The following is a 17658-nucleotide window of genomic DNA, read 5'->3' as shown; positions in this document are numbered from 1 at the left end:
TCGCAACGACGCAGCGCGTCAGCCCTGCTTGTTGCCGCCGAACATGCCGGCGATCTGCGACAGCGAGCCGAGCACGTTCGACGGGTCGACCTGTGCCTGGCCGTCGGCCGGCACCGCACCGTCCGGCGTCGCGTGGTTGACGACGTGCGGCAGCACCTGCGCGAGGACGGTCGACGCCGTCGACGGATCGACACCGAACTTGCTCGCGAGCGCACCGATCGCGTCCGAGCCGAGCACGTTCTGCAGCGTGTCCGGCGAGATCGGCTGGTTCTGGCCGTTGCCGACCCACGAGCCGATGATGTCGCCGGCGCCGCCGGCCTTGAACTTCTCGATCAGGCCGTTCAGGCCGCCCGGCTGGTTGTTGATGAATTCGAGCGCGGTCGTGATCAGCGCGCTTTGCGAGTTGCCGCCGGCCTGGCCGCCGATCAGACCGCCAACGATGTCGAGGAGACCCATGGTTCTTCACCTTTACCGATAAGGGCGCCACACAGTGGGCGCCCGTTGAACGAATGCCGCGCGCACGCCGTCGCGCGCGCGGCGCACATCAGGCGCCCGACGCCGCGGCGGCGGAGGCTGCCTTGTCCTTCTTGCCTTTCTTCTTCGAACCCTTCGTCGCTTTTGCCGACGACGCGGCGGCCGGTGCGCTCGCACCCGCATCGGCGGATGCCGCCGCTGCGGCGGCCGCTTTTTCCTTCTTCGTCATGCGCTTGGCCTTGGCCGGCTTCGCCGTATCCGGCGCGCTTGCCGCCGGTGCCGGTGCCGGTGCGGTGGCCGTCGTGCCGGCCGTCGCGGTCGTGGACGTCGACGCCGTGCCTGCCGACGCCGTGGTCGACGTGGTGGCCGATGTCGTCGCGGCCGGCTTCGACAGCTTCACGCCCTTCGGCGGCGTCGACGCGCCGCCGATCGTCAGGCCGTTTTCCTCGAGATGCCCGACCGACTTCGTGCCGAGGCCCTTGACGCGGTTTGCGAGATCGTCCGCGTCCTTGAACGGGCCGTTCTTGGTGCGTTCGTCGATGATCGCCTTCGACTTCACGGGTCCGAGACCTTTCACGGATTCGAGCGCGGCCTGGTCAGCCGTGTTGACTTCGACGGCCGCGGCAAGGCCTGCGGCGAGCGACAGCGATAGCGCGACGAACAGCATCAGCAGCTTTTTCAGCATGGCAAAGGCTCCCTGGTTCTGACGGATGAATGGCTGTTGCAACGGACGGCGGCGTGACGCCCGGCCGGACGTCGCCGTTAAGCATAGGACAAATGCGTGCCCTTTTTAAGACAGGCTGACCGAATCTTGCTGAAGGCTTGCGACGCTGTAAAGACCGAAACCCGCGCCGGGCGGCGGTTTTGACCATTCTTTACGGTGTCGCCGGGGTGTCACTGACGATCGTTGCACTGGCCGTTCGACAGGGCTTGACTTAGAGTGAACTCTAACTCCTAACCTTGTTCCTGCCATGTCGAACACCGTATCCCAATCTTCCTCCGCCGGCCCGCTGACGATCGGCCAGGTCGCCGAAATGACCGGCCTGTCGACGCATACGCTGCGGTACTACGAGCAGGCCGGCCTGCTGCGCGCGATTTCGCGCACGGCGGCCGGGCACCGGCTCTATGCGCCGGCCGACCTTGACTGGCTGGCCTTCGTGATGCGCCTGAAGGCGACCGGCATGCCGATCGCGCAGATGCAGGCGTTCGCGGCGCTGCGTGCGCAAGGCGAGTCGACCTTCGGTGCGCGGCGCAGCCTGCTCGTCGCACATCGCGACGCAGTGCGCGCGCATATCGCGGAGCTGCAGGCGAGCCTCGACGTGATCAGCGACAAGATCGCGTATTACGAGGCTCAGGAGCGGGATACGGCGCGACGGGCGAAACCTTCTCACTCTCCCTCGGAACAGGACGGACACAATGGAACGACTCGTTGAAGACCGCTACACGCGCGGCTGGAACAAACTGAAGGAAATCGACGGCGAAGTGGGCGAACGCGTGATCGCGGCGCTCGCGCCGATCGCACCGGATTTCGGGCGGCTCCTGGTCGAGTTCGGTTTCGGCGACATCTACAGCCGGCCGCAGCTCGACCTGAAAGCGCGCGAGATCGCGACGATCGCGGCGCTGGCCGCGCTCGGCAATGCGCAGCCGCAACTCAAAGTGCATGTCGAGGCCGCGCTGAACGTCGGCTGCACGCGCGACGAGATCGTCGAGGTGTTCATGCAGATGGCCGTCTACGCGGGTTTTCCGGCCGCGCTCAACGCGCTGTTCGCCGCGCACGAAGTGTTCACGCGGCGCGATGAGGCGGCCGGTAACGCGGCAGATGCGAACGAAGCAGCTATGCAGCCCGCATGACGAAGCACGCGCCCGCGCGTCACGCGCGGTGCGGCGCGACGATCCGGTGCTTCGCAATGCGCCGGTACAGCGTCGCGCGCGAGATGCCGAGCGCCTGCGCGGCCGCGTCGGGCCGCCAGCGATGCGCGGTGAGCGCCGCGACGATGCGGCCGCGTTCGTCGTCGGGCAGCCCGCCGGGCGACGTGCCGCCAAGCTGCGTGGCGATATCGGCCGGCAGATCTCGCCGCGTCACGCGCGCGGCGTCGCACACCGCGCACGCATAGCGCAGCACGTTGCGCAATTGCCGCACGTTGCCGGGCCACGGATACGTGGCGAGCTGTTCGGCGAGCGTCGCATCGAGCGTCAGCACGTGGCCGGTGGCCTGCGCTTCCTCGGCGAACACGGCGGCGATCACGTCGCGCACGTCGGCACGCTCGCGCAGCGGCGGCAGTTCGAACGTCGCGCCGCTCAGCCGGTAGTAGAGGTCCTCGCGGAACGTGCCCTCGGCCACCATCCGCGCGAGATCGCGGTGCGTCGCGCAAATCACGTCGAGATCGACGCGGACGGGCGTATCGCTGCCGAGCGGCACGACTTCGCCGTCGGCGAGCACGCGCAACAGGCGCGTCTGCAGCGCGAGCGGCATGTCGCCGATTTCATCGAGGAACAGCGTGCCGCCGTCGGCGAGCGCGATCTTGCCGCGTGCGCCATGCTTGCGTGCGCCGGTGAACGCGCCGGCCGCATAGCCGAACAGTTCGCTCTCGATCAGCGCTTCGGGCAGCGCGCCGCAGTTGACCGCGACGAACGGCCGCGCACGCCGCGCGCCGGCATCGTGGATCGCGCGCGCGAATACTTCCTTCCCCGCACCGGTTTCGCCGAGCACGAGAATCGGCAGCCGCTTGCTTGCGACACGCAGCGCGAGTTCGGCCTGCTGCGCGATATGCGCGTCGCTGCTTTGCAGAAACGGCGTCAGTGCGCCGACGTGGCGTTGCGCGCTTCCCGGGCGGCGCGAGGCCGTGCCGGGCTCCCGGCCGGTGCGCCGTAGCGGCGCACGCAGCCGCGCATAGAGCGGCGCGCCGGTCGCGCGCAGCCGCAGCGCGACGATCGCATCGAGCCGCGCGGCATCGCGCAGCGGCATCTCGGTCGCGTCGAAGATCTCGTCGATATGGCGCGGCTCGCGCAGCGCTGGCAGTGCGTCGCGCGCCTGCCGGTTCGCGGCGACGATGTTGCCGCATTCGTCGAACGCGATCAGCCACTCGGGCTGCGCTTCGACGTAGTGACGATTCGGATGCCCGAACAGGATCCAGTGCTGCGTGGTGCTGTGCACGAAGTAGCCGTCCTCGATCAGCGCCGCGCTCTGCCGCACGAGCTGATAGACGAGACGCTGGCTGTCGCGGCCGTCGGGCGAATGAACGGCCGACGCGTCGAGCACGCCGATCAGCTCGCCGCCCGGCGAGAAGATCGGTGCCGCGCTGCAGGTGAGCGTCGTGAACGCCGCACGAAAGTGATCCGTCTTGTGCACGGTGATCGGCGCGAGATCGGTCAGCACGTTCGCGACACCGCAGGTGCCTTCCTCGCTTTCCGACCAGCATGAGCCGATGTGCAGCCCCGCATGACGGAAGTCGTTGCGGCGCTCGCGGTCGATCCGGTAGTCGATCGTCACGCCGTGCGCGTCGGTCAGCATCACGCAGTAGTCGGCGACGCGAATCATGTCGTGCAGCCGCGTCAGGCACTGTCCCGACGCGCGCAGGAAGGCCTCTTCCTTGTCGCGTACTTCACGGAGCTCGGCTGCGGTCAGCACGCGCGGGCCGATCGACGAAGCGGGGTCGAGACTGTAACGCTCCAGCGACCGCTGCCACGACGACACGAGGCGCGTGGAGTCGGCCGGCGCGGGCAGGCGTCCGGCGAGCGCGCCGAGCACGCGGTCGGCGTGCTGGGCCTGGGGGACGGCGTAGGGCATGGTCGGCTCCGGTTCCGTACGGCGGGGATGCGATGTTCTTGTAGCACATCCCGTTCGACGGATCACATTGCATCGCAGCACGGGGCGGGCCTGAGACGTTCGTCTCACGGTATCGCGGGCTGTCTCGTGTCGTTGAGACGCGTGCGTGTGCGACTGGCGGGGTCGTCCGGCATGACGCGGCCTGCGCGGCGCCGCGCAATGGCGGGGGTTTGCGGGCAGGGCGGTGCGCTTGCACCGGCGTCGCGGCAGCCGTTTCGTCGTATCGACGCTGTGAGACGAGCGGGCCGAATGGCCGCGCGTTCCGTCCTTGCAGCAGCGATTGCGGAACCCCGGCATCCCCGTCGCTTCAGCATTCACAAGGGTTTTACGTTCATCGTATGTAGGGTGGCACGCCGCTTGCAGAGATCACGGGCAAGTCGGCGCGGTCGCGTCGACGACGATCCGCCGCCCGGCGATGGCAGCGGACGAGACAGGCAGAGCCACGGCACGCCAACGCGAGGCGGCCGGCCAACTGGATGGAGACGAACCCGTGACGATGCCCGTTACCGTCGGCGTGATCGCGAACCCCGCATCGGGGCGCGACATCCGCCGCCTCACGACGCATGCCTCCGTCTTTCCGACGGCGGAGAAGGCGAACATGATCGTGCGCCTGCTGGCCGGCCTCGGCGCGATGGGCGTCGAGCGCGTGCTGACGCTGCGCGACCGGACGGGCATCGCGACGCTGCTGCTGCGTGCGATCGACACGCACCGTGCGGTCGCGCCGCACGAGCGCTGGCCCGACGTCGAATTCGTCGACCTGCCGATCACCGACACCGTCGCCGATACCCAGGCCGGCGCCGCGTACCTGCACCGGATGGAAGTCGCGCTGATCGTCGTGCTCGGCGGCGACGGCACCCATCGCGCGGTGGCCGCGCACTGTGGCGCGACGCCGCTCGTCGCGCTGTCCACCGGCACCAACAACGCATTTCCCGAACATCGTGAAGCCACGGTCGCCGGCGTCGCGGCAGGACTCGCCGCGACCGGCGCGGTGCCGGCCGACGTCGCGTTCACGCGCAACAAGCGGCTCGTCGTGCGCTGCGTGGCGGGCGCGCAGCCGGGGCGCGAGGAGATCGCGCTCGTCGACGTGTGCGCCGCGCGGCAGCGCTTCATCGGCGCCCGCGCGATCTCGGGGTCCGACGACATCGATTCGCTGTACCTGACGTTTGCGGAGCCGGACGGGATCGGCCTGTCCGCGCTCGGCGGCGCGTGGGCGCCGCTCGAACGCAGCGCGCCGCACGGGTTGGCGATGCGCTTTGCGGCCGAAGGCATGACCGCCGGCACGCCGCTCGTCGCGCCGATTGCGCCGGGCCGCGTCGACCGCGTCGTGATGCGCAGTTGCGAGCGGCTCGAGCCGGATGCGTGGCAGACGATTCCGTTCGAGCACGGCACGCTCGCGTTCGACGGCGAGCGCGAGATCGAGGTCGCGCGCGGCGATCGCTACGAGATCTCGCTCGACTGGCGCGGGCCGCTGACGGTCGACGTCGGCCGCACGCTGCGCTATGCGTCGTCACGCCAGCTGCTGCGCGATGCCGGCGAGTGGCGCTATTGAGACACCGCTTTACCGAGTGACATTTCGGCATCCATAACGATCAACACGGAGACATCGCCATGACAGCCCCACTCGAAGGACAGGTCGCCATCGTCACGGGCGGCGCGCGCGGCATCGGCCGCGGCATTGCCCTGACGCTCGCCGGCGCGGGTGCCGACATCCTGCTGGCCGACCTGCTCGACAACGCACTCGACGCCACCGCGCGCGAGGTACGCGCGCTCGGCCGCCGGGCGGCGGTGGCGAAGGTCGACGTCACGCAGGCCGCGCAGGTCGACGCAATGGTTGCGCAGGCGCTCGCCGACCTCGGCCGGCTCGACATCCTCGTGAACTGCGCGGGCGTGATCAGCATTCATCCGGTCGGCGAACTGACCGAGCGCGACTGGGATTTCGTGATGGACGTGAACGCGAAGGGCACGTTCCTCGGCTGCCGGGCGGCGCTCGCGCCGCTGAAGGCGCAGGGCCGCGGCCGGATCATCAACGTCGCGTCGATTGCCGGCAAGGAAGGCTTTCCGAATCTCGCGCATTACAGCGCATCGAAATTCGCGGTCGTCGGCTTCACGAACGCGCTCGCGAAGGAGGTCGCGCGCGACGGCGTGACCGTCAACGCGATCTGCCCCGGCATCGTGCGGACCTACATGTGGGACCGGCTGTCCGACGAATGGAAGACCGACGGCGAATCGGTCGAGGAATCGTGGCAGCGGCACCAGTTGACGCTGATTCCGCAGGGTCGCGCGCAGACGCCGGAGGACATGGGCCGGCTCGCGCTGTTCTTCGCGACGATGGACAACGTGACGGGCCAGGCCGTGAACGTCGACGGCGGCTTCACGTTCCACTGACGGCCGCGGGCCGTGCAATCCGTCGCCGCGGCCCGGCCGCGGCGGCATTCGCAGTCAGACCTACCCAGGAGACACACATGACCGCTTCGACACAGCTCAGCAGGGACAAACTGCTGGACGCCTACCGGCTGATGCGCACGATCCGCGAATTCGAGGAGCGCCTGCACGTCGAATTCGCGACCGGCGAGATCCCCGGCTTCGTTCACCTGTATGCGGGCGAGGAGGCGTCCGCGGTCGGCACGATACTGCACCTCGGGCTCGCCGACTACGTTGCAACCACGCACCGCGGCCACGGCCATTGCATCGCGAAGGGCGTCGACGTGCACGGCATGATGGCCGAGATCTACGGCAAGAAGACGGGCGTCTGCCACGGCAAGGGCGGTTCGATGCACATCGCCGACCTGTCGATGGGGATGCTCGGCGCGAACGGGATCGTCGGCGCGGGCGGCCCGCTCGTCTGCGGCGCCGCGCTCGCGGCGAAGCACAGGAAGACCGGCGGCGTCGGCGTGTGCTTCTTCGGTGACGGCGCGTCGAACCAGGGCGTGATCTTCGAATCGATGAACCTCGCGTCGGTGTGGCGGCTGCCCGCGATCTTCGTGGCCGAGAACAACGGCTATGCGGAAGCGACGTCGTCGAGCTGGTCGGTCGCGACCGACAACATCGCCGATCGCGCGAACGGGTTCGGGATGCCGGGCGTGATCGTCGACGGTTTCGACTTCTTCGCGGTGCACGAAGCGCTCGGCGAAGCCGTCGAGCGCGCGCGCAACGGCGGCGGCCCGACGCTCGTCGAGGTGAAGTTCACGCGCTATTTCGGCCACTTCGAAGGCGATGCGCAAACCTATCGCGCACCGGGCGAAGTGCAGAAGCTGCGCGACGAGAAGGACTGCCTGAAGCATTTCGAAACGCGCGTCGTGCGGGCCGAAGCGCTGACGACCGCCGACCTGCGCGCGGTCGATGCGCAGGTGAAGGCGCTGATCGACGATGCAGTCGCGCAGGCCAAGGCCGCGCCGGTACCCGATGCCGCCGACCTGCTGACCGACGTCTACGTGTCGTACCCGTGAGTGCGGCCTGATACCGCGGCCGACACGGCGAACCGAACATTCCAGGAGACAGACATGGCAAGGAAAATCACTTATTCGCAGGCGATCAACGAGGCGCTCGCGCAGGAAATGGCGCGCGACGACAGCGTGATCGTGATGGGCGAGGACAATGCGGGCGGCGCGGGCGCGCCGGGCGAGGACGACGCGTGGGGCGGCGTGCTCGGCGTGACGAAGGGGCTGTTCCACAAGTTTCCGGGCCGCGTGCTCGATACGCCGCTGTCGGAGGGCGGCTACATCGGCGCGGCGGTCGGCGCCGCCGCGTGCGGGATGCGGCCCGTCGCGGAGCTGATGTTCATCGATTTCATGGGCGTGTGCTTCGACCAGATCTTCAACCAGGCCGCGAAGTTCCGCTACATGTTCGGCGGCAAGGCCGTGACGCCGGTCGTGATCCGCGCGATGTACGGCGCCGGCCTGCGGGCGGCCGCGCAGCACTCGCAGATGCTCACGTCGCTGTTCACGCACATTCCGGGGCTGAAGGTCGTGTGCCCGTCGACGCCGTACGACGCGAAGGGGCTGCTGATCCAGGCGATCCGCGACAACGATCCCGTGATCTTCCTCGAACACAAGCTGCTCTATACCCGTGAAGGCGACGTGCCGGAGGAGTCCTATGCGATTCCGTTCGGCGAAGCGAACGTGATGCGCGACGGCGACGACGCGACGATCGTCACGTACGGCCGGATGGTGCATCTCGCGATGGACGCGGCCGCGAAGCTCGCGAAGGACGGCATCCAGGTCGACGTGATCGACCTGCGCACGACGTCGCCGCTCGACGAGGACACGATCCTCGAAAGCGCGGAGCGCACCGGGCGCGTGGTGGTCGTCGACGAAGCGAACCCGCGCTGCTCGATCGCGACCGATATCGCCGCGCTCGTCGCGCAGCGCGCGTTCCATGCGCTGAAGGCGCCGATCGAGCTCGTGACCGCGCCGCATACGCCCGCGCCGTTCGCGAGCGTGCTGGAAGACCTGTATATCCCGTCCGCCGATGCGATTGCGCAGGCGGTCCTGAAGACGAGGAGCTGACACGATGTCGATTCACATGATCACGATGCCCAAGTGGGGGCTGTCGATGGAGCAGGGGCAGGTCAACGGCTGGCTGAAGGCGCTCGGCGAACGCGTGACGAAGGGCGACGAAGTGCTCGACGTCGAGACCGACAAGATCTCGTCGGGCGTCGAATGCGCGTTCGACGGCACGCTGCGCCGGCAGGTCGCGCAGGAAGGCGAGACGCTGCCGGTCGGCGCGCTGCTCGGCGTCGTCGCGGCCGCCGACGCGAGCGATGCCGACATCGACGCGGCGATCGCCGAATTCCAGCGCGATTTCGTGCCGAGCGCGGCGTCCGACGAAGCCGCGGGCCCGCAGCCCGAGAAGGCGCAGATCGGCGGCCGGACGGTGCGCTTCCTGAAACTTGGCGAAGGCGGCGGCATGCCCGCCGTGCTGATCCACGGCTTCGGCGGCGATCTCAACAACTGGCTGTTCAATCACGCGGATCTCGCCGCGCACCGGCCGGTATGGGCGCTCGACCTGCCCGGTCACGGCGAGTCGGGCAAGACGGTCGAGACGGGCAGCCTCGATGAGCTGGCCGACGCGGTGCTCGCGCTGCTCGATGCGAAGGGCATCGACCAGGCCCACCTGATCGGCCATTCGATGGGCGGCGCGGTGGCGATGGCGGCGGCCGAGCGCGCGCCGCAGCGGGTCGCGTCGCTGACGCTGATCGCGAGCGCGGGGCTCGGCACCGACATCAACCGCGCTTACATCGACGGCTTCGTCGCCGGCAATAGCCGCAACACGCTGAAGCCGCACCTCGGCGCGCTGTTCGCGGACAACGCGCTGGTCACGCGGCAGCTCGTCGAGGATCTCGTCAAGTACAAGCGGCTCGAAGGCGTGCAGGCCGCGCTGGAGAAGATCGCGCATGCCGCGTTCGACGGTGCCGCGCAGCGGCGCGTGTTCCGCGACCGGCTCGCGACGCTTGCGCCGCGCACGCTCGTGATCTGGGGCGAGCACGACCAGGTGATCCCCGCGCAGCACGCGCGGGGTTTGCCGGATGGCGTGCGTGCCGAGGTGATCCCCGGCAGCGGGCACATGGTGCAGATGGAGGCGGCCGCCGACGTGAACCGCCTGATCGTCGCGTTTCTCGGAGACTGACGATGGCCGCCGCGCTCGAACGACCCAGCCTCACGGCGCTCGGCCAGCCGGGCGCGAGAAGCCGTGACAAGCTCGCGCGCATTCCGGTGCGCGTCGAGCCCGCGGCCGGTGCGGCGTTGCCGAAGCCGCCGTGGCTGCGCGCGCGGCCGATGATGAGCGCGGCGGTCGCCGACATGGCTGCCGTGCTGCGCGACCATCGGCTGCATTCCGTCTGTGAAGAGGCGATGTGCCCGAACATCGGCGAATGCTTCGCGCAGCGCACGGCGACCTTCATGATCATGGGCGGCCTGTGTACACGGCGCTGCCCGTTCTGCGACGTCGCGCACGGCCGCCCCGACCCGCTCGACGCCGACGAGCCCGCGCGGCTGGCCGATGCGGCCGCGGCGCTCGGGCTGCGCTACGTCGTGATCACGTCGGTCGATCGCGACGACCTGCGCGACGGCGGCGCCGCGCATTTCGCCGCCTGCATCGCGGCGGTGCGCGCGAGCGTGCCGGGCATCGGCGTCGAAGTGCTGACACCGGACTTCCGCGGCCGCGTGGCCCGCGCGCTCGATGCGCTGTCGACGGCCTGGCCCGACGTGTTCAACCACAACATCGAGACGGTGCCGTCGCTGTATCGCGCGGCGCGGCCGGGCGCCGACTATCGCGGCTCGCTCGAACTGCTCGCGCAGGCGAAGCGGGCACGGCCTGAGCTGGTGACGAAATCGGGATTGATGCTCGGGCTCGGCGAGTGCGACGACGAAGTGCGCGACACGCTGCGCGACCTGCGTGCGCATGACGTCGACGTGCTTACGCTCGGCCAGTATCTCGCGCCGTCCGAACACCATCTGCCCGTGCGGCGCTACGTGAGCCCGGATGCATTCGCCGCGTGGCGCGACGAGGCGCTGTTGCTCGGTTTCAGGGAAGTCGTCGCCGGCCCGCTCGTGCGGTCGTCGTATCACGCGGCCGACGTGCTGGAGGAGACGTAACGGGCGGCGCGTCAGGCGGACGTGGAAGCGGCGGCATGCGCACGACTGACGCGGCGCAGGTACAGCACGAGCCCGGCGCCCGCGAGCATCAGGCTGATCGTGTTCGCGAACCAGAAGCCGCGCGCGCCGGTCAGCCACGCGGGCGCGATGCCGCCCACGTCGAAACCGAGCGCATAGCCGCCGCTGAGACCGACGCCCCACAGCGCGACCGCATAGATCACGGTCGGCACGACCGCGACCTTGTAGGCGCGCAGCACGAACGCCGACGTGACCTGCAGCGCATCGAACACGTGGTAGCACGCGACGATCGCGACGAGCGGCATCGCGGCCGCGGCGACGGCCGGGTTCGGCGTATAGCCGCCGATGATCAGCGGGCGCAGCACGAACACGAGCAGGCCGTAGGTCGCGGCAATGCCGCACGCGAAGATCACGCTGTGCCGGCCGAGCAGCCGGGCTTCCTCGGGCCGTCCGGCGCCGAGCGCGCGCGCGACCAGCGTCGACGCCGCCACGCCGATCGACAGCGGCGTCATGTACAGCACCGCGCCGATGTTGCCGGCGATCTGGTGGCCGGCGAGTGTCGTCGTGCCGAACTGCGCGATGAACAGCGCCATGCACGTGTACGACGTGACCTCGATCAGGTACGACAGGCCCATCGGCACGCCGAGTTTCAGGATCGCCTTCTGGCGCGCCCAGACCGGCCAGCAGAAGCGCGAGAAGATCGCGAGCGGCGCGAATACGTCGAGCTTCGCGAGCAGCGTGTAGCCGATCAGCGCGAGCGCCCAGTTGATCAGCGTGCTGGCGAGCCCGCAGCCGGGGCCGCCCAGGGCCGGCACGCCGAACCCGCCGAAGATGAACCACACGTTGAGCGGAAACTTGAGCAGCAGCGCGCCGATCTGCAGGATCATCGCGAGGCGCGGCTTGCCGGCCGCGTTGGTCAGCGCGTTGTAGATGCGGAAGACGAGGCTGGCGGGCAGCCCGTACGACAGGATGCGCAGGTAGTCGACGGTGCGGTCGTGCAGCGCGGCGGGCGTGTGCGCGACGCGCAGCAGCGGTTCGGGAAAATGCAGCAGGAGAAAGCCGGGCACCGCGAGCAGCAGCGCGAGCCACAGCGCCTGGCGCACTTCTTCGCCGATCTCGGCGTAGCGGCGCGCGCCGTACAGCTGCCCGGTGATCGGCTGCAGCGCCGACAGGATGCCCGTCAAGCCGATATAGATCGAAATGTAGATCGACGAACCGAGCCCGAGCGCGGCGAGATCGACGGCCGAGTAGCGCCCGACCATCGCGGTGTCGATCACGCCGAACGCGATGATCGCGAGCTGGCCGACGAGCACCGGCCACGCGAGACCGACGATCCGGCGGATGTCGCCGAACATCGTCAATCGGCCGGCTGGCGGCGCGGCGGACGCCGCTTGACGGGCGTCTTCGGCCGTTCGATGCGCTCGTAGAGGCGGAAGCGCTCGTCACGGTCGGCGGCGCGGCGGCCTTCCCACACGAGACGCCACACGTATTGCGACATCGAGCTCGGCTCGCCGAAGTCCGAGCGGTCCTGGCGCAGGATCACGTCGCAGTCGCCGGAGAAATCGAAGCGCATGTTGCCGAAATACGCGAAGGTCGCGATCTGCGCGTCACCGAGCCGCACCGGCGAGATGCACTCGTAGTCGGACGGCAGGTGCACGGCGATCTGCTGCGCGACGTCGCGATAGGTCCGGCCGTAGTTGACGATCGGCAGCCACAGCGTCATCAGCAGCACCCACATCAGCGTGGTGCCCGCACCCGACAGCACGACGCTGCGCCACAGCACCTTCGGCTGCCGCGAGATGCGCCAGCGCACCAGGAAGCACCAGCATACGGTGGCGATCACCGCGCAGATGAACGACAGGATCTTGAAGTGCGGCTCGTAGCCGGGCACGAGGCGGGCGAGGTTGCGCGCGAGCGGATGCGGGAAGCCCGTGATCGAGGCGAGCCACACGAGCCACACGAAGGTGCCGAGGATCGTGAAGCTCAGCACCGCGAACCAGTCGATCGCGTTGATCGCGCCGCGCTTGAGGGTCGGCAGCGCGAACGTCGCGAGCACCGCGAGCGGCGGCAGCAGCAGCATGTACATGCGGTTCGACTGCTGGCTCTGCAGGATCACGAGCGCGACGAGCGGCACCGCGACCGACAGCGGAATCGCGATGTGCGCACGGCGGCGCATGCCGGCCCAGCTCCACCATGCCCAGATCGCGAGCGGCCACGCGGGCCACGTGAACAGCGGCAGGTTCTTCGCCGCATAGCCGAGCACCGCGGTCGGCGGGCCCGAGAAACGCATCAGGCTGCCGTGGATCCACTGGTTGAAGAACCACGCGGCATCGTCGGGCGCCGCGACGAACGCGGCCAGCGGCCACAGCGCGAAGATCGCGGCCGCGAGCGGCACGCCGATGAGCGGCAGGCGCAGGTTGCGCATCTCGGGCGTGACGAGCCACAGCACGGCCGTGCCGGCGAGCAGCGCGACGACCAGCACCGGATTGCCGGACAGCGCAACAAGGCCCATCGCGAGGCCCCACCACAGCGCGCCCTGCATCGGCTTGTCGATGCCGCGCACGATCCCGTAGACGAGCATCGCGATCCACGCGAACTGCGCGAGCTGCGGCGTCGTTTCGTGCCCGCGCTCCGCGAGGCCGAAGCAGGCGACGAGCACCAGCAGCGCGCCGTCGGCCAGCGTGCGGCCGTAGTCGCGCGGCTCGGGCTCGCCGCCGAATGCGTACTTGAACGGCTGGACTTCGGCACGCCGGCCGAGCAGGTAGGCCGCGTACCAGACGAATGCGCACGCGACGCAGAACAGCAGGCCGGTATCGACGCGCGACGCGTTGCTTGCGTCGACCCACGGGCCCAGGCCGCGGATCGACAGCGCGCCGAGCCAGTAGCCGAGCGGCCCGTCGGTCGTGATGAACTTGCCGACCAGATTCGGCAGCAGCCAGTCGTGCCAGCCGCCCTTGGCCATCGTCCACATCACGCCAAAGCCTGCCGCGTCCTCGTTCTTCCACGGGTCGCGGCCGAACAGGCCGAACGCGGCGTAGACGAAGCAGAGCGTGAGCAGCAGCCAGCGCGGTAGCGCGCGCGTGGCGGAGGCGGTGAGACGGACGACAGGCTTCATGCAGATGAGCGATTTGTTATGGGCGGGTGGCCGGCGCGGACGCGCGCGGTCGAGCCGGTTTCGAGCATCCGGCATTGTAGACGCGCCCGCTGTTGCGCGTCAGGTCGATGCCCGGGCGCCGGCTGGCGCCTGCCGGGCGAGCAGAGACAAAAAAGGGCAGCCTGGGCTGCCCTTTTGTGCGGTACCGGTGCAATGCAACCACCGGATGCAATGCGAAGCTTACTTCGCCTTGCCGCTGGCGCGAACGCCGAACTTGTTCTTGAACTTCTCGACACGGCCTGCCGTGTCCATGATCTTTTGCTGACCCGTGTAGAACGAGTGCGATTCCGACGACACTTCGATCTTGGCGAGCGGGTAGGTCTTGCCGTCGAGTTCGATGTTTTCGCGCGTCTGGATCGTCGAGCGCGTGATGAACTTGAAGCCGTTCGACATGTCTTGGAAGACGACTTCGCGGTAGTTCGGGTGGATGCCTTCTTTCATGGTCTTTCCTTGGTGAGAGCGGTAGCCAACCCGCCGCTTGCCGTGCCGGAACGCGCATATTGCGCAAACCGGAGGACGCCAAGCCCGGCGCGAGCCACTTGCCTAAGGTCGAAAAACGGCGATTATGCCAGAAAATCAGATGGTTGACGAATAATTTTCACGGTGCGTCGAGCGCGCCGGTGCCGGCCGGATCCTGCCGGTAGTAGCGCGCGAGCAGCCGGTACAACTCCGGAAATTCGGACTCGAACGCTTTCGGCCGGACGAACAGCGCTTCGCTGCATACCGCGAAGAATTCCGACGGGTGGTCGGCGGCATAGGGATCGATCAGCGAATCCCGCTCGAAGCGCGCCCACGCGCGGTCCGGCACCGCGTCGACGCGCGCGCAGAACTGGTCGTACGCGTGTTCGAACACATCGGCCCAGGCCTGCGCATCGAGGTGCGGCGCGTGCCAGCGGCGAAATAGGGGTGGATAGCCATCGGCCGCGCCGTTGACCATGTCGATCTTGTGCGCGAACTCGTGGATCACGACGTTGTACGCGTCGTGGCCGTCCGTCATCTGCGCGTCTTCCCAGGACAGGATCACGGGGCCGCCTTCCCAGGCTTCGCCGCTCGCATCCTGCTCGACTTCGTGCACGACCCCGTCCTCGTCCTGCACCGTCTTGCGGATCACGAATTCGCCCGGATACACGACGACGCCGACCCAGCCGTCATACAGCGACAGATCGAGATTCAGCACGGGCAGGCAGGCCTGCGCGGCGATCGAGACGATCATCGCATCGGTCAGCTCGAGCCCGTGCGCGGTCGAGAACGATTTCTTCGCGACGAACAGGCTCGTCAGTTCGCGCAGCCGGCCGAGCGCGTCGGGCGGCAGTGCCGCGAGGAACGGCAGGCGCTCGACGGTGTCCTGCCACAGCGCGTCGGGAATCGGGTGGCTGCGCAGCGCGCGGTCGCGGCGGCGGTCGTCGAACCAGCGGGTCAGTTTCGAGAGCATGAAGGCGGCTCGCGGAAATCCAAAGCCTGTCTTTTAACTCAATCGATCTCTTTTTGCCATGCCGCAAAAAGGCCGCCGACGAGCGCCACGCCCGCCAGGAAGTAAAAGCCGTCGAGCGACGCGAGGAACGACGCCTGTTGCGCGACCATGCGCGCGATCGACGCGATCGCGAGGCCGTGCGCCTCGTTCAACGCGTGGCCGGCGGCGGCATAGCTGCGCATCAATGCATCGACGGTCTGCTGGAACAGCGGGTCGAACACGTTGGCACGCTCGACGAGCCGCGTCTGGTGCACGGCCACGCGGTGCTGTTCGACGATGATCACCGACGACGTCGCGAACGAGATCGTCAGTTGCCGCACGATGTTCTTCAGCCGGTAGCCGTGCGTATATTCGTCGATCGCGAAGATCCGGAACGTCAGGTTGGCCACCGGCAGCACGATGAAGAGCAGCAGCAATCCGCGCAGCAGCAGCGGGACGATCAGCGCGGCTTCGCCGACCTGCGGCGTCATCCGCGTCATCCACAGCGCGGCCGTGATCGCGATCGCGAACCCCGGCACGACGAACCACTTCTTGTGCGTGACGAATTTCGCGTAACGCAGGTACGCGAACAGCGCGGTGGCCGAAATCAGCGACATCGTGCCCACCAGCCGCCCGGCGTTCTCGACCGGATAGCCGAGTCCGCTTTCGAGAAAGCGCGACGTCAGGTAACTGAAGCCCGTCGACTCGTAGTAATAGAACATGTAGAGCAGCAGCCCGACCTGGAACGTCCGTTCGCGGAACGCGTGCAGGCGCACGAGCGGCGTCGGATGATGCCACTGGTGATACGCGAACCACGCAAGCGCGCCGATCCCCGCGATCGTCAGCAGGATCAGCATCGGCGAGCCGCTGTAGAGCTGGTAATGCACCTGCTGCAGCACGATCTGCAGCGCACCTTGCGCGAGCGCGAACATGACATACGGCCAGAAGTGTCCGGAGCCGCGTTCGTCGTCGGGTGTCCGGCCCGAATCGGGCAGCGTGAGTAGCGCGAGTATCGCGAACGCGATGCCGGCCGGCGCCGAGCATACGAACAGCGCGCGCCACGTCGAATGTGCGACGAGCAGGCCGCCCACAATTGGCGCGAGCGCGCTGCCGAGCAGGATCATGATCAGGAACGCGCGTGTCGCGGGCGGCCGTTCTTGCGGCTTGAAGCTGATCTGGATCAGGATCCGGCACGCGCCCATCATCGGGCCGATGAAATAGCCCTGAAAGCCGCGCGCGAACGCGAGTTCGAGCGACGTGTCGGCGAGCGCGGCCGCGATCGCGCCGAACGAGAACATCAGCATGCAGCCGGCGACGTAGCGGCGATGGCCGAGCCGGTCGACCCACCATTGCTGCTGCAGGATGCCGAGCACGGCCGTGACCGCGTAAGCGCTCGACGACCACACGAGTTCATCGGGCGATGCGTTGATGCCGCCCGCGATGTAGCTCGCGAAGAACGAGAAGATCGCGTTGTCGAAGTAGTCGATGCCAGTAACGAGCGCGAGCGCCCACGGGAACAGGTCCGCGCGCAGGTTCGCGCGGCTCCACAGCGGCGAGCGACCGGGCATCGCGCTCACTCGCGCGCCTTGCGCGTGCGCCGCGTGCCGGCTTCGGCCTGCCGCTGCGCGATCAGCGCATCGGCGTTTTCGCCGGCAAGACGCCGTTCGACGTAGTCGATGTCGTGCTGCAGTTCCTTGCGCAGCGCGACGGCTTCCTTCAGTTCGCGCTGGACGGCCGCGATCCGCCGGTCGAGCGTGTCGACCTGCTCGGCCAGGCCGGTGCGGATGTCGCGCAGCGACGCGTCCGAATAGCGGCGCCGGCCGTCGCCCGTTTCTTCCAGCGGGCGCTTCAGCATCTCGGTGATGCCGTGCAGTGAGAAACCGAGCGCGCGCAGCCGCAGGATGCGTGAGAAGCGCTCGAGATCGGCCTCGTCGTAGAGGCGGTAGCGGCCTTCGCTGCGTGACGGCGAGACGAGCCCGCGCTCCTCGTAATACTTCAGCGTGCGCGGCGTGACGCCGAGCCGTGACGCCGCATCGCTCACGGTCAGCAGCGGAGTGGAGGTGTCATTCGGCATCGGGAGGAGGATGGGATTCGGGCGATGACGCGATTATAGATCAACCTGTACGTTCACGTTCATGTTGGC

General features: G+C 68.4%; 17 protein-coding genes. 8 read left to right on the top strand and 9 right to left on the bottom strand.

The features are described 5' to 3' along the window. Nucleotides 1–18: 18 nt before the first annotated feature. Together CFB47_RS10970 and CFB47_RS10965 are read right to left on the bottom strand one after the other, a co-directional pair. Nucleotides 19–456: a YidB family protein gene (locus CFB47_RS10970; RefSeq protein WP_089440252.1), complete on the bottom strand. Its 438-nt coding sequence runs from the start codon at nucleotides 454–456 to the stop codon at nucleotides 19–21. Between the two features lie 88 nt (nucleotides 457–544). Next, on the bottom strand, nucleotides 545–1159 hold the full coding sequence (locus CFB47_RS10965; protein WP_089456340.1) for a helix-hairpin-helix domain-containing protein: 615 nt from the start codon (nucleotides 1157–1159) through the stop codon (nucleotides 545–547). 286 nt (nucleotides 1160–1445) lie between these two features. Between CFB47_RS10965 and CFB47_RS10960 the strand changes: the two genes are divergently transcribed. Further along, nucleotides 1446–1907, top strand: a complete 462-nt coding sequence (locus CFB47_RS10960) for a MerR family transcriptional regulator (RefSeq protein ID WP_089440250.1) — start codon at nucleotides 1446–1448, stop codon at nucleotides 1905–1907. Next, nucleotides 1891–2325: a carboxymuconolactone decarboxylase family protein gene (locus CFB47_RS10955; protein WP_089440249.1), complete on the top strand. Its 435-nt coding sequence runs from the start codon at nucleotides 1891–1893 to the stop codon at nucleotides 2323–2325. The genes CFB47_RS10960 and CFB47_RS10955 overlap by 17 nt, the downstream gene beginning before the upstream one ends. 19 nt (nucleotides 2326–2344) lie before the next feature. Here the strand turns inward: CFB47_RS10955 and CFB47_RS10950 are convergent, their stop codons facing one another. Next, nucleotides 2345–4261 (bottom strand): sigma-54-dependent Fis family transcriptional regulator, encoded by a 1917-nt coding sequence (locus CFB47_RS10950; protein ID WP_089461166.1) that lies wholly within the window; start codon nucleotides 4259–4261, stop codon nucleotides 2345–2347. A gap of 529 nt (nucleotides 4262–4790) precedes the next feature. Between CFB47_RS10950 and CFB47_RS10945 the strand changes: the two genes are divergently transcribed. The 6 genes from CFB47_RS10945 (at nucleotide 4791) to lipA (ending at nucleotide 10893) form a co-directional block, all read left to right on the top strand. Further along, nucleotides 4791–5849 (top strand): ATP-NAD kinase family protein, encoded by a 1059-nt coding sequence (locus tag CFB47_RS10945; protein WP_089461165.1) that lies wholly within the window; start codon nucleotides 4791–4793, stop codon nucleotides 5847–5849. A gap of 59 nt (nucleotides 5850–5908) precedes the next feature. Continuing rightward, nucleotides 5909–6685 carry an SDR family NAD(P)-dependent oxidoreductase gene (locus CFB47_RS10940; protein WP_089461164.1) on the top strand — a complete coding sequence of 259 codons (777 nt, stop codon included), beginning with the start codon at nucleotides 5909–5911 and terminating at the stop codon, nucleotides 6683–6685. Between the two features lie 77 nt (nucleotides 6686–6762). Next, nucleotides 6763–7746, top strand: coding sequence for a thiamine pyrophosphate-dependent dehydrogenase E1 component subunit alpha (locus CFB47_RS10935; protein ID WP_089461163.1), 984 nt, complete (start codon nucleotides 6763–6765; stop codon nucleotides 7744–7746). Between the two features lie 54 nt (nucleotides 7747–7800). Then, nucleotides 7801–8805, top strand: coding sequence for an alpha-ketoacid dehydrogenase subunit beta (locus tag CFB47_RS10930; RefSeq protein WP_089440244.1), 1005 nt, complete (start codon nucleotides 7801–7803; stop codon nucleotides 8803–8805). A gap of 4 nt (nucleotides 8806–8809) precedes the next feature. Then, nucleotides 8810–9925 (top strand): acetoin dehydrogenase dihydrolipoyllysine-residue acetyltransferase subunit, encoded by a 1116-nt coding sequence (locus CFB47_RS10925; protein WP_089461162.1) that lies wholly within the window; start codon nucleotides 8810–8812, stop codon nucleotides 9923–9925. Nucleotides 9926–9927: 2 nt separating this feature from the next. Then, complete coding sequence (lipA, locus tag CFB47_RS10920; RefSeq protein WP_089461161.1) at nucleotides 9928–10893, top strand: lipoyl synthase; 966 nt, start codon at nucleotides 9928–9930, stop codon at nucleotides 10891–10893. A gap of 11 nt (nucleotides 10894–10904) precedes the next feature. Here the strand turns inward: lipA and CFB47_RS10915 are convergent, their stop codons facing one another. From CFB47_RS10915 to CFB47_RS10890, 6 genes are all read right to left on the bottom strand, one after another. Then, nucleotides 10905–12266 carry an MATE family efflux transporter gene (locus CFB47_RS10915; protein WP_089440241.1) on the bottom strand — a complete coding sequence of 454 codons (1362 nt, stop codon included), beginning with the start codon at nucleotides 12264–12266 and terminating at the stop codon, nucleotides 10905–10907. A gap of 2 nt (nucleotides 12267–12268) precedes the next feature. Then, nucleotides 12269–14101: a glycosyltransferase family 39 protein gene (locus CFB47_RS10910; RefSeq protein WP_089461160.1), complete on the bottom strand. Its 1833-nt coding sequence runs from the start codon at nucleotides 14099–14101 to the stop codon at nucleotides 12269–12271. Between the two features lie 144 nt (nucleotides 14102–14245). Then, nucleotides 14246–14506: a type B 50S ribosomal protein L31 gene (locus tag CFB47_RS10905; protein ID WP_006753671.1), complete on the bottom strand. Its 261-nt coding sequence runs from the start codon at nucleotides 14504–14506 to the stop codon at nucleotides 14246–14248. Between the two features lie 157 nt (nucleotides 14507–14663). After that, nucleotides 14664–15497 (bottom strand): zinc-dependent peptidase, encoded by an 834-nt coding sequence (locus CFB47_RS10900; protein WP_089456330.1) that lies wholly within the window; start codon nucleotides 15495–15497, stop codon nucleotides 14664–14666. 38 nt (nucleotides 15498–15535) lie between these two features. After that, a complete protein-coding gene (locus CFB47_RS10895; RefSeq protein WP_089461159.1) occupies nucleotides 15536–17092 on the bottom strand; it encodes an MFS transporter in 1557 nt (518 codons plus the stop codon). Further along, nucleotides 17089–17589, bottom strand: a complete 501-nt coding sequence (locus CFB47_RS10890; RefSeq protein ID WP_089461158.1) for a MerR family transcriptional regulator — start codon at nucleotides 17587–17589, stop codon at nucleotides 17089–17091. The genes CFB47_RS10895 and CFB47_RS10890 overlap by 4 nt, the downstream gene beginning before the upstream one ends. Nucleotides 17590–17658: the final 69 nt, after the last annotated feature.

The organism is Burkholderia sp. AU27893 (assembly GCF_002223205.1).
In the GTDB taxonomy this organism is placed as follows: Bacteria; Pseudomonadota; Gammaproteobacteria; order Burkholderiales; family Burkholderiaceae; genus Burkholderia.
The sequence above is the reverse complement of the archived record's forward strand: the minus strand, read 5'-3'. Positions and strand labels throughout refer to the sequence as shown.